The following is a 12285-nucleotide window of genomic DNA, read 5'->3' on the forward strand; positions in this document are numbered from 1 at the left end:
TTCACCGACGCTGATCGGTCGTCAAGAAGGCCGACAGCAAACACAGTTCACCATGCACGGACCGGATGCTTCCACGCGTTGGGGACGGATCCGGGAGATCTCAGCGGACCGCGACGACCGCTGATCCGTGCCCGAACAGCCCCTGATTTGCGGTGATTCCGGCACGCGCCCCCGGAATCTGTCGCTCCGCCGCGCTGCCGCGCAGCTGCCACGTCAGCTCGCAGACCTGGGCGATGGCCTGCGCCGGTACCGCTTCGCCGAACGAAGCGAGCCCGCCGCTCGGATTGACCGGGATGCGGCCGCCGAGCGCTGTCGCCCCCTCGCGCACGAGCTTGGCGCCTTCTCCCGGCGCGCACAGCCCGATGTCCTCGTACCACTCCAGTTCCAGGGCAGTGGAGAGGTCGTACACCTCGGCGAGGGACAGTTCGTCGGGACCGATGCCCGCCTCCTCGTACGCCGCCCGGGCGATCGAGGCACGGAAGCTCTCCGGAGCGGGTTCCACCGCGACTGCCGAATCGGTTGCGATGTCCGGAAGGTCGAGCACGGTCTTCGGGTAGGTGGGCGTCACCGTGGCGACGGCGCGGATACGGACCGGGTCGGCCGCGCCGCGCCGGCGTGCGAACTCCATGCTCGACAGAACGACGGCCGCCGCCCCGTCGGAGGTCGCGCAGATGTCGAGCAGCCGCAGCGGGTCGGCGACCACGGCGGAGGCGGCGACCTGCTCGGCGGTCACCGGGGCCCGGTAGCGGGCGTTACGGTTCAGCGCGCCGGCGGCCGCGTTCTTCACCTTGACCAGTGCGAAGTCCTCCGTGGTGTCCCCGTACACCGCCATGCGGCGGCGGGCGTACAGCGCGAAGTACGCGGGGTTGGTCGCCCCGAGCACCCGGAAGCGCAGCCAGTCGGGGTCGTCGGGCCGGTCGCCGCCCGCCGGGGCGAAGAACCCCTTGGGTGCCGCATCGGCACCCACCACGAGCACCACGTCCGCCATGCCCGCCAGGATCTGTGCCCTGGCCGTGTTGATGGCCTGGGCACCGGACGCGCAGGCTGCGTACACGCTGGTGACCCGGGCGCCCTGCCAGCCGAGCGCCTGCGCGAAGGTCGCGCCGGCCACATAGCCCGGATAGCCGCCGCGCACCGTGTCCGCGCCGACGACCGACTGCACGTCCTGCCAGCCGATCCCCGCGTCGCTGAGTGCGGCCCGGGCGGCCACCGTGCCGTACTCGACGAAATTGCGCCCCCACTTGCCCCACGGATGCATCCCGGCCCCGAGGACGGCCACATCCCCGGTCATGCCGCACCGTCCGGGACCGCACCGTCGGTGGTCACGGGCCGCCAGTGCCAGGTGGTCCACGCGGTGCCCTCACCGTCCGGCGCGTCGCCGTCCAGCACCCCCGGAACCACCTCGACGGTCATTCCGACTGCGAGGTCCCCGACACCCACCCCCGGCGCTGCCTGCCCGAGGACCACCATGCGCTCGGCCGCGAGTTCGACCGCGACCAGGGTGTACGGCTCCCAGGGCACGTCCGGGTCGGAGACGTACGGAGCGGGGGGACGGTAGCGGCCGTCGGTGTACGACCAGACGGTGCCCCGCTTGGAGAGCGGCGTCTCGACCAGCTCACCGCCCGCGCAGCCCGGATTGCGGCAGAACGCGTCCTGGCGCGGGAAGAAGACCGACGAGCAGGCCGAACACCGGGTGCCCAGCAGCCGGAAGCCCCCCTCGGTGCTGTCCTCGGTGAACCACCCGGCCACCACGGGTGTGCGCGTGTGCGACAAAACCCCTCCCCGGCACTGGATCTGACGGAACGTCAGAAGTGTGCCACGGTCAGCGGTTCTCGGCGAGCCACTTGGCAGCGGTCTCCGCCAACTCTCCGTCGCGCCCGGCCAGCATCATCCGGATCATCTGCACATCGCCACGCAGTGACCACGCGGGGTGCCCGAAGGTGGCCGGATTGTTCTTCTCGATCAGGAAGTGCGCGGGCCAGGCCGCGCCATACCCGATCAGGGGCAGCGCCGCCGCATACCGCTTCCGGCCGCGGGCCAGGCCGTAGGCGGTGACCGCGAGCCCGGTCAGGGCCCCCGTCAGATGAACCCACCGGGTCGCCGCCCTGGAGTGCATCGCCACGTAGTAGGGCCAGAACTCCTCGTACGAATGGAACGTCTGCTGTGACATACGGGCACCGTAATGGCTGGGAGCGCAACCGGATACGGCCGGTCCGCGTCCGAGAGGAGGGACGAATGGCCGGAACCCACGGGGGTGGTCCCGGCCATTCGACGTCCCACCGCGCCGCGGCGGGCTTCAGACCGGCCGGCAATTGGGGGGCGGCGTCGCGGGGCTGGGGCACGCACCTCGCGGCGTTGTCGTCCCTCACCATGTTCCCCAAGCTCTCGGCTTGGCTCGAGCAGGGGAGGCCCCATTCGCCATGGCTCAATCCTCCGCCTTGCGATGCACGCACCCCAGCCCCGCTCCTTCACCCACCCCCCAATTGCCGGCTGGTCTCAGTGCCCTGCGACGGACCGCTGGGCCACCGGGAAGTCGAAGTAGGTGTCCGGGAACAGCTCCGGCTTGAAGGTGTAGTGCCACCATTCCTCAGCCAGATTCACGAAGCCGGCATCCGTGAGTGTGGTCTTCAGGAACTGTCGGTTGGCTCGCTGCACACCCTGGATCCGCGGGTCGTCGGTGTGTGACAGCGTGTCGAAGCAGTCGAATCCCGTGCCCATGTCGACCGAGTTGTCCGGGAACCGCTCGGCCTGCGGCGCGTAACAGGGCACCAGCTGCTCGCCCGGCACGTACGGCCTGGTCGGCGCGGCGGGCAGCCTCACCAGCGTCAGGTCCACCGTGCTGCCGCGGCTGTGTCCGGACTTCTCGGCGATGTAACCGTCCGTGAACAGCCGTGTCTTGTCGACCCGGGGGTAGAACTCGCCCTTCATCGCCCCGTCGTCGAGATCCTCGGCCCAGCGTACGAAGTGATCGACGGCCCGTTGCGGCCGGTAGCAGTCGTAGACCTTCAGCGAGTAACCCTGGCGCAGCAGCTGCGTCTGTGCCCGGTGCAGGGCCTGGGCCGCGGGCCGGGTCAGGATGCAGAGCGGCTGCCGGTACCCGTCGACCGGCTCACCCAGGAAGTTGTGGACGGTGGTATAGCGCATCTCCTGGATGATCGTGGGGTCCACCGAGCGCAGTGCGACGAACTCCTCGGGCGCCTTCGGCTCGGTCTTCGCCTGCGCCGCGGGGGTGGCGGCGGAGAAGGCGAGCAGGGCGGCGGCAGTGGCTGCCAGGACACGGAAAGCGGAAGCGATACCTGTCATGGGCGCATCATCCATGAGTCATGGGTGTCCCGGAAGCGCGATCGGCTACAGTCCGCGCGTGTCCACGCCCGAAAAGGGAACCGAGTGGAGGAAACAGGTGGAGCAACCGACGAAGGACTCCCACTGCAGCAGCTGCGGAGCGCCGTACCCACCGGGATCCGCGACCTGGCCGCGCACCTGCACCGCCTGCGGCGACATCGCTTACCGCAACCCCCTCCCGGTCGCCATCGCCCTGCTACCCGTCACCGACCGGCAGGACACCGCACTCGTCGTCATTACCCGCACCATCGAGCCCCGGCTCGGCGGCCTCGCCCTGCCCGGCGGCTTCATCGACCACGGCGAGGACTGGCAACACGCGGTCGTCCGTGAACTCCGCGAGGAGACCGGCATCGAGGCCGACCAGCAGGACGTCCGCCTCGCCGACGCCCTCAGCTCTCCGGACGGCCACCTGCTCCTCTTCGGCCTCCTCCCGCAACGCCCGGCCGCCGAGCTCCCGCCATCCGTCCCCACTGACGAGACAGCCGGCCACAGCCTGCTCAGAGCCCCCGCCGAACTGGCCTTCCCCCTGCACACCCGGGCTGCCCGCGCCTGGTTCGAAGGGCGCTACCACTACCGCTGACGGCATCACACCCCATGCACCCGCACCGGGCAGGTCACCCCACCCTCCTCACCGTCCCGTTCCACCACGACCTGCCCGCCCGACAGGCGCGACGTGTACCGCTCGACCTCCGACTGCTCCCATCCGTCACCCGCGTCCCGGACCACCAGTCCGCCCCCGGTACGCCCAGGGGCCGGAGCCCACACCTCCAGTTCCAGCCCCCCGTCCGCGCCCCGCACCGGAATCACCGCACCCGCACGCGCCAGCACCGGTATCCGCGACAACGGCGCATCAATCAGGACCTGCCCCGGCCCCTCGTACACCTCGCCGGTCACCGTGTCGTACCACCGCCCCCGCGGCAGCCGCACCGCCCGCCGATCCGTGCCCCGCTGCAGCACCGGCGCCACCAGCAGCGCATCGCCGAGCAGAAACGCGTCCTCGCAGTCCCGCAACGCCCGGTCCCCAGGCGCCCCCCACCACAGCGGCCGCACATACGGCGCACCCGTCAGCCGGGCCAGCTGCGCCAGCGTCACAAAGTACGGACGCAGCCGCTCCCGCTCCTCCAGCGCCGCCCTCGCGTGCTGCAGCACCTCCGGCCCGAACTCCCACGGCTCCCGCCGCCCCGCGTCGATCGCCGAGTGCGTACGGAACAACGGCAGAAAGGCACCCAGCTGGAACCACCGCAGATACAGCTCGGGGGACGGCGATCCGTCGAACCCCCCGACATCAGGACCCGAATACGGCACCCCGCACAGGCCGAGCCCCAGCACCAGCGCCAGCGAGGTGCGCAAGCCCTGCCAGCCCGACTCCACATCACCGGACCAGGTGCCCCCGTACCGCTGCATACCCGCCCAGCCGGAACGCGAGAACAGGAACGGCCGCTCGTTCGGACGCAGTCGGCGGAGCCCCTCGTACCCGGCCCGCGCCATCGCCAGCCCGTACACATTGTGGGCCTCCCGATGATCGCCCCCGAGGCCCTCCAGACAGTGCCGCGCCGACCGAGGCAGCGTCGGCTCACCGAATGCCGTGAACGACACCGGCTCGTTCATGTCGTGCCACACCCCGGAGAACCCCTGCGCCAGCCGCTCCCCGTACAGACCACCCCACCACTCCCGCACCTGCGGATCGGTGAAGTCCGGGTACACACACTCCCCGGGCCACACCTCCCCGCGCACCACCCGCCCCCGTGCGTCCCGCACGAACGCCCCGGCGCTTCCGACCGCCGAACCGGCGTCGAACACCGCGTTCCCCGGCTCCGCCTTCACCGCCGGATCGACGATCGACACCAGCCGCACCCCGTCCTCCTCCCGCAGTTCCTTCGCCAGCCCCGCCAGCTCGGGGAACCGCTCACGGTCGACGGTGAACACCCGATGGCCGTCGTAATGGTCGATGTCCAGATGCAGCACGGACAGCGGCAGCCCCCGCTCCCGGTACCCGGCGACCACCCGCCGCACCTCCCGCTCACTCCCGAACCCCCACCGGGCGTGCTGCGGCCCCAGCGCCCAGGACGGCGGCAGCGCGGGCGCACCCGTCAGCGCCGTCCAGCCCTGAAGCACCCGGGCCGGCGTCCCCGCCACCACCCAGCAGCGCAGCGGCCCCCCGTCCATCCGCACCTCACACACCCCTGGACGGTCATGCCCGGACCCCGCGCCCTCCTCGCCCTCGTTGAGCGTCACCCGCCCCGCCCAGGTGTTGTCGTGGAACGCCAGATGCGTCCCCGCGTCCGAGACCACCACCTGCACCGGCATCGTCAGATACAGCGGATCGTCACCGGGCCCGAAGCGCCCGCCCGGGTCGGTGTTCCACAGCGCGTACGAACCGTCCCGCAGCCGCGGCCCCGCCCCCCGCCCGCCCAGCCCGAAGAACCGGGCGTCCGCCGGCAGCTCGGACCGCTGCACCCACCGGGCGCAACCCCCCGCCACCGGCTCCCACCACCGCGGCGGCAGCTCCCGCCGGAGCACCACACCGCCGGGCGTGCGCAGTTCCACCGCCCCGTGCCGCGACACCACCACGGTCAGCCGCTCCGACACCACCTGCCAGCCGCCGTCCTTGTCCGGCTCCAGAACGGCACGCGGATCCGGCTCCGGCGCCGGACCGGACAGCGCGTACGAGGGCAGCGGCTCCGCCCCGTCCCACGCCCAGAACACCGCACCGCCCGCCGAAACCCGGATACTCAGCTGCGAACGGGCGAACCGGACCACACCACCACCGGGCCCGGGCTCCGCCCCCACCAGCAGACCCGGCACCCTCGCCCGTTCCGCACCACGAGGCGGCAGCGCCCGCGCATCCGCGCGCTGCCGACGCCAGGCCGAGCGCACCGTGCGCAGCCCCCGTACCGAACCCACCAACTTCACCGAGCGCACCAGGTCACGACCGTTCATGCAGCTCACCCTGCCACCCGACGAGGCGGCAGCGGGCTCCGTTCAACTTCCGTTCACCCGTGGCCTGACCACATAGCCGGACAGACAACCATGGGCGGGGAACCCTGGTGCGGAAGACGATCACGTGGCATCGTCCGTGACAGCCGCCTCACGCGCACACCCCAGCACGTGTGCGCGCGAACCACGCCCACCCCGCGTACCCGTACAGCCAGGGAGCCGCCCCATGACCTCAGCAGCGAACGAAGCCCCCCTCTGGCAGCCCGACCCCGAGCGCATCGCCGCCGCGGCGGTCACCCGCTTCCAGAGCTGGGCGGCCGAGCGGTACGGAGCACCGGCCGAAGGTGGTTACCCGGAGCTGCATCGCTGGTCCGTCGACGAACTGGACACCTTCTGGCAGGCCGTCGCCGACTGGTTCGACATCCGGTTCTCCACCCCGTACGAGACTGTCATCGGCGACCGCACCATGCCCGGCGCCCAGTGGTTCCCCGGCGCCACCCTCAACTACGCGGAACACGCCCTGCGCACCGCCGAGGACCCCCTCCGTGCCGACGCGCCGGCCCTCCTCCATGTCGACGAGACCCACACCCAGGTCCCCGTCAGCTGGTCCGAACTCCGCCGTCAGGTCGGCTCCCTCGCCGCCGAACTCCGTGCCCTGGGGGTCCGCCCCGGCGACCGCGTCAGCGGTTATCTCCCCAACATTCCGCAGTCGGTCGTCGCGCTCCTCGCCACCGCGGCCGTCGGCGGCGTCTGGACCTCGTGCGCCCCGGATTTCGGTGCTCGCAGCGTCCTCGACCGGTTCCAGCAGGTCGAACCCGTCGTCCTCTTCACCGTCGACGGCTACCGCTACGGCGGCAAGGAACACGACCGCTCCGAGACGGTCGCCGAACTGCGCCGCGAACTCCCCACCCTGCGCGCCGTCGTCCACATCCCGCTGCTGGGCACCGCCGCCCCCGAAGGCGCTCTTGAATGGTCCGCACTCACCTCCGCGGACACCGAACCCGTCTTCGAGCAGGTCCCCTTCGACCATCCGTTGTGGGTGCTGTACTCCTCCGGCACCACCGGGCTCCCGAAGGCGATCGTCCAGTCCCAGGGCGGCATCCTCATCGAGCACTTCAAGCAGCTCGGACTGCACTGCGACCTCGGGCCCGACGACCGCTTCTTCTGGTACACCTCCACCGGCTGGATGATGTGGAACTTCCTTGTCTCCGGCCTGCTCACCGGCACCACAGTCGTGCTGTACGACGGAAGCCCCGGCTACCCGGACGTCAGCGCCCAGTGGCGCGTCGCCGAACAGACCGGCGCCACCCTCTTCGGTACCTCCGCCGCCTACGTCATGGCGTGCCGCAAGGCCGACATCCACCCGGGCCGCGACTTCGACCTCTCACGCATCCAGTGCGTGGCCACCACCGGGTCCCCGCTCCCGCCCGACGGCTTCCGCTGGCTCCACGACGAGGTCGCGGACAACCTCTGGATCGCCTCCGTCAGCGGCGGCACGGACGTCTGCAGTTGCTTCGCCGGCGCGGTCCCCACCCTGCCCGTACACATCGGCGAGCTCCAGGCGCCCTGCCTGGGTACGGACCTCCAGTCCTGGGACCCTGCAGGCAAATCGCTCATCGGCGAGGTCGGCGAACTGGTCGTCACCAACCCGCTGCCCTCCATGCCCATCCACTTCTGGAACGACCCGGACGGCAGCCGCTACCGCGACAGCTACTTCGAGATGTACCCCGGCGTCTGGCGCCACGGCGACTGGATCACCCTCACCGACCGCGGCTCGGTCATCATCCACGGCCGCTCCGACTCCACCCTCAACCGGCAGGGGGTACGGATGGGGTCCGCCGACATCTACGAAGCGGTCGAACGCCTCCCCGAGATCCGCGAATCCCTGGTGATCGGCATCGAGGAGCCCGACGGGGGGTACTGGATGCCGCTCTTCGTCCAGCTCGCCGATGGCTTCGCCCTCGACGACGGCCTCCGCGGCCGGATCAAACAGACCATCCGCGACAACCTCTCGCCGCGCCACGTCCCGGACGAGGTCATCGAGGTACCCGGCATTCCGCACACCCTCACCGGCAAGCGCATCGAGGTTCCGGTCAAGCGCCTCCTCCAGGGAACGGAGCTGACCAAGGCCGTCAACCCCGGCTCGATCGACAACCTCGAACTGCTCCACTTCTATGTGGACCTGGCCCGCAAGCGCCACTGACAGTGCGCACTGTCAGTGCCCGTGATTACTCTGAGTGAGCAATGTTCGACAGCGCACTGGGGGACTCATGGCGCACACCAGGAAGACCAGGAACACCACGTCCATGCGACGCACGCTGCGCCGCGAAGCACCGAGCACCATCGGCCTCCTGGCCGACGAGCAGGACTTCGCGGCCATGCGGCGCTACCGCACCTTCACCTTCGACGACCACACCATCTATCTGCAGCAGGTCGAGGGCCTGCTGAAAATCCTGGCGGCCCAGGGCATGCACACCACGGTCGCCCTCTTCGACCCCGAGGAGTACGCGGAATACTGCGCGGAATCCGGGCTCGCGCCCGACGCCCCGGCCAGCCGCAGCCGTTTCACCGCCGAAGTCGCGGCTACCGGAGCCACCGTCGCCTACACAGGACAACCCATCGACACCCTGATCCCGCTCCTTGTCTCCCGAGCGGTCCGCCAGGCCACCTGGGAGTACGCCACGGTGGTCCTGGCCGACCTCGGTGAATGCGCCGACTGCGGCCAGGACATCGGCCGCGCCGCCTTCGACCGGGCCTCCCACCTCCTGATGCGCACCCTGGAAACGGCGGGCCCGGGCACCCACCACCTCGTCTGCAGCACCCCCACGGAGAACGAGCAGTTGCTCGCCGTCCTCCACACCGAGCGCGGCGCGACGGGGCCGGCCCGACTCGAATCCGGAGAAGGAGCAGAGTTCGTCACCGTCCTCGCCGTCGGTGTCGCCCTCGAAAGTCACGGAGGACTCGTTCTGCGTACGAGCAACCCCGGCACCCCGGACCGCGTCCACGGCTGGCGACTGACCCGCGGCAGCCTCGTGCCGCTCACCGCCGGAGAGGTCTTCAGCGCCTACTGCACCGACGCGGACACCGGGGACCCGGTCTCGCCGGAGTCGGGCGTGGAGTACTGCGCCGGCTTCGACATCGGTGCCGACGCACCGGAGACCCACCACTGACAGAAGAGAAGAAGGGGCTCCCCGCCACCTGTGGCGGGGAGCCCCGTCAGGACAGGCTGCGCGGACCTACTCGCCCGACAGCACCGTCTGAGCCGCGAGCCGCGCCTCATCGGCGGAATCCGCGGCGCGCGCGGCGGCAGCGGCACGCTCGCACTGCGCGAGCGTGTGCTTCGCCAGCGTGGCCCGGACATAAGGAATGGACGCGGCGCCCATCGACAGGGAGGTGACACCCAGACCGGTCAGCACGCAGGCAAGCAGTGGATCGGCGGCGGCCTCACCACAGACACCGCAGCTCTTGCCCTCGGCCTTGGCCGCATCGGCCGACAGTGCCACGAGGTCCAGCAGCGCGGGCTGCCACGGATCCTGCAGCCGGGACACCGCACCCACTTGACGGTCGGCGGCGAAGGTGTACTGCGCCAGGTCATTGGTGCCCAGCGACAGGAACTCCACCTCCTGCAGGATCGAGCGGGCCCGGAGAGCGGCGGACGGAATCTCCACCATCGCGCCGAACTTCGCCGGCAGCCCGGCCGCCCGGCACGCGTCGGCGAACGCCTTCGCATCCGTGCGGTCCGCCACCATGGGCGCCATGACCTCCAGATGGACGGGAAGTCCCTCGGCGGCCCGCGCCAGCGAGGTCAGCTGGCTCCGCAACACCTCCGGGTGGTCCAGCAGAGTGCGGAGCCCCCGCACACCCAGCGCCGGGTTCGGCTCGTCCGCCGGCGTCAGGAAGTCGAGCGGCTTGTCCGCGCCGGCGTCCAGCACCCGCACCACGACACGCCCCTCGGGGAACGCCTCCAGCACCGCCCGGTACGCCGCGACCTGCTTCTCCTCGGACGGCGCCTGCTTGCTGTCGTCCAGGAACAGGAACTCCGTACGGAACAGCCCCACACCCTCGGCACCGGCCTCGACCGCGGCCGGCACATCGCCGGGCCCGCCCACATTGGCGAGCAGCGGCACCCTGTAACCGTCGGACGTCGCACCCGGACCGGTCGAGTCGGACAGCGTAGCCTTGCGCGCCGCCGCGACGCTCTCCATCTCGGCACGCTTCTCGTCGCTCGGCTCGACGAATATCTCGCCGGTGCTGCCGTCCACCGCGATCACGGTGCCCTCGGCCAGCTCACCGGCCCCGGGGAGAGCCACTACGGCCGGCACACCGAGCGCCCTCGCGAGAATCGCACTGTGACTGGTCGGGCCGCCCTCCTCGGTGACGAAGCCGAGCACCAGCGTCGGGTCGAGCAGCGCCGTATCGGCAGGCGCCAGGTCCCGTGCGATCAGTACGTATGGCTCGTCGCTGTCCGGTACACCCGGCATCGGCACCCCGAGCAACCGCGCCACAATCCGGTTGCGAACGTCGTCGAGGTCAGCGACCCGCCCCGCCAGGTACTCCCCGGCAGCGGCGAGCAGAGCCCGATAGGCGGCGAAGGCGTCGTACACGGCACGCTCGGCACTGCTCCCGACGGCGATCCGCCGGTCCACATCCGCCATCAGCTCGGGGTCCTGCGCCATCAGGGCCTGTGCCTCGAGCACGGCCTGTGCCTCGCCGCCGGCCAAATTGCCGCGCGCGTTCAGGTCGGCCGCAACAGCGTCCACAGCCTGGCGAGCACGTCCCTGCTCGCGCTCGGCCTCCTCCGCGGGGATCTGTTTGGCCGGCGGCTCCAGCACGGCCGTGCTCATGTGCCGAACCTCGCCGATCGCCACACCGTGGCTCACGCCGACGCCTCGCAGCGTTGTCTCCATTTCACCGTCTCCGATTGTGCGGCGACGCCGTGCCACCGCCATGTGTACCGACTGTCTGATACTGCGCCGAGTGCGTTACCGCCAACTGAACAGCGCGTCGCCGATCTTCACATCCCCGTCCTCACGGACGTCGGACAGCGACTCGGCGGTGGCCTCCAGCGCCACGATCGGGCAGATCGAGGACTTGCCGGCCTCCTCCACCGCGACGGGGTTCCAGCGCACGATGCCCTGACCGCGCGTGATGGTGTCCCCTTTGTTGACGAGCAGCTCGAAGCCCTCGCCATTGAGCTGCACGGTGTCGATGCCCAGGTGGGTCAGCACCCCGTGCCCATGTTCGTCCACGACGACGAACGCGTGCGGGTGCAGGGAGACAATGATTCCGTCCACCGGCGAAACGGCCTCCGACGGTTCGCGCACGGGATCAATGGCAGTTCCGGGCCCCACCATTGCGCCGGAGAAGACCGGGTCGGGTACCGCCGCGAGTCCGATGGCGCGTCCGGCAACAGGGGACGTCACAGTGGTCATGGGGAGCCTCCCAGGGTGAAGCTTCACTTGGCGCCGCCGCGGCCTGTCAGGGACGACGTACTGTTCAGCAGCGTAAGTCATAAGAAGTCCCGGTTCCGCCCGAGTCCTGCGGCTTCGCGGACCTAGAGGCGCACCGGCAACGATTTGCCTCGACTACCTGAGGCCTGTACTGTCGTGCTCCTGCCTGGCCCCAACGCGACATCGAGTCGGGGGTCGGCGGCGACCATCAAGCCCAGATCTTAATTCTGATTGCATCTGCATGCCTGCAGACAGCTGGTCAAGAAAACGGAAAAGGCCTGATAGAGTCGGACTCGCCGGAAAGGGAAACGTGAAAGCGAAGAACTGGAAAGCGCAGTAACAAATCTTCTGCTTCGCAGAGGGCCCGCTTCGGCCGGGAATCGGACACGAAAGAGTCTGATAGAGTCGGAAACGTAAGACCGAAGGGAAAGCCCGGAGGAAAGCCTGAGAGGGTGAGTACAAAGGAAGCGTCCGTTCCTTGAGAACTCAACAGCGTGCCAAAAGTCAACGCCAGATATGTTGATACCCCGGCCTGCTTCGGCAGGTTCGAGGTTCC

Annotated in this window: 11 protein-coding genes; 3 read left to right on the top strand and 8 right to left on the bottom strand. The window is 70.1% G+C overall.

What is annotated here, in order from left to right; genetic code table 11:
• Positions 1 to 100 precede the first annotated feature (100 nt).
• The 4 genes from AB0N06_RS03270 to AB0N06_RS03285 form a co-directional block, all read right to left on the bottom strand.
• Positions 101 to 1291 carry a lipid-transfer protein gene (locus AB0N06_RS03270; RefSeq protein WP_366133052.1) on the bottom strand — a complete coding sequence of 397 codons (1191 nt, stop codon included), beginning with the start codon at positions 1289 to 1291 and terminating at the stop codon, positions 101 to 103.
• Positions 1288 to 1773, bottom strand: coding sequence for a zinc ribbon domain-containing protein (locus AB0N06_RS03275; RefSeq protein ID WP_366133053.1), 486 nt, complete (start codon positions 1771 to 1773; stop codon positions 1288 to 1290). Before AB0N06_RS03275 ends, AB0N06_RS03270 begins: the two co-directional genes overlap by 4 nt.
• A 49-nt stretch (positions 1774 to 1822) precedes the next feature.
• On the bottom strand, positions 1823 to 2170 hold the full coding sequence (locus AB0N06_RS03280; protein WP_366133054.1) for a DUF962 domain-containing protein: 348 nt from the start codon (positions 2168 to 2170) through the stop codon (positions 1823 to 1825).
• A 326-nt stretch (positions 2171 to 2496) separates the two neighbouring features.
• Entirely contained in the window at positions 2497 to 3303 is an 807-nt protein-coding gene (locus AB0N06_RS03285) for a M15 family metallopeptidase (RefSeq protein ID WP_366133055.1), read from the bottom strand.
• Between the two features lie 58 nt (positions 3304 to 3361).
• Here AB0N06_RS03285 and AB0N06_RS03290 point away from each other — a divergent pair, with 58 nt between their 5' ends.
• Positions 3362 to 3922 carry an NUDIX domain-containing protein gene (locus AB0N06_RS03290; protein ID WP_366133056.1) on the top strand — a complete coding sequence of 187 codons (561 nt, stop codon included), beginning with the start codon at positions 3362 to 3364 and terminating at the stop codon, positions 3920 to 3922.
• A 5-nt stretch (positions 3923 to 3927) separates the two neighbouring features.
• Here the strand turns inward: AB0N06_RS03290 and AB0N06_RS03295 are convergent, their stop codons facing one another.
• On the bottom strand, positions 3928 to 6282 hold the full coding sequence (locus AB0N06_RS03295; RefSeq protein WP_366133057.1) for a glycoside hydrolase family 31 protein: 2355 nt from the start codon (positions 6280 to 6282) through the stop codon (positions 3928 to 3930).
• 223 nt (positions 6283 to 6505) lie between these two features.
• Between AB0N06_RS03295 and AB0N06_RS03300 the strand changes: the two genes are divergently transcribed.
• Both AB0N06_RS03300 and AB0N06_RS03305 read left to right on the top strand, forming a co-directional pair.
• Positions 6506 to 8482 (top strand): acetoacetate--CoA ligase, encoded by a 1977-nt coding sequence (locus tag AB0N06_RS03300; RefSeq protein WP_366133058.1) that lies wholly within the window; start codon positions 6506 to 6508, stop codon positions 8480 to 8482.
• Between the two features lie 67 nt (positions 8483 to 8549).
• Positions 8550 to 9449 (top strand): hypothetical protein, encoded by a 900-nt coding sequence (locus AB0N06_RS03305; RefSeq protein ID WP_366133059.1) that lies wholly within the window; start codon positions 8550 to 8552, stop codon positions 9447 to 9449.
• Positions 9450 to 9515: 66 nt separating this feature from the next.
• On the opposite strand, the gene ptsP is transcribed toward AB0N06_RS03305, so the two are convergent.
• From ptsP to AB0N06_RS03320, 3 genes are all read right to left on the bottom strand, one after another.
• The gene (gene ptsP / locus AB0N06_RS03310) at positions 9516 to 11186 is read right to left on the bottom strand and encodes a phosphoenolpyruvate--protein phosphotransferase (RefSeq protein ID WP_366133060.1); all 1671 of its coding nucleotides are present in this window, start codon (positions 11184 to 11186) and stop codon (positions 9516 to 9518) included.
• 75 nt (positions 11187 to 11261) lie between these two features.
• Positions 11262 to 11711, bottom strand: coding sequence for a PTS glucose transporter subunit IIA (locus AB0N06_RS03315; RefSeq protein ID WP_366133061.1), 450 nt, complete (start codon positions 11709 to 11711; stop codon positions 11262 to 11264).
• Positions 11712 to 11988: 277 nt separating this feature from the next.
• Positions 11989 to 12285: hypothetical protein (locus AB0N06_RS03320; protein WP_366133062.1), on the bottom strand; the 297-nt coding region annotated here is incomplete at its 5' end.

The sequence above is a fragment of the Streptomyces sp. NPDC051020 genome (assembly GCF_040683105.1).
GTDB lineage: Bacteria > Actinomycetota > Actinomycetes > Streptomycetales > Streptomycetaceae > Streptomyces.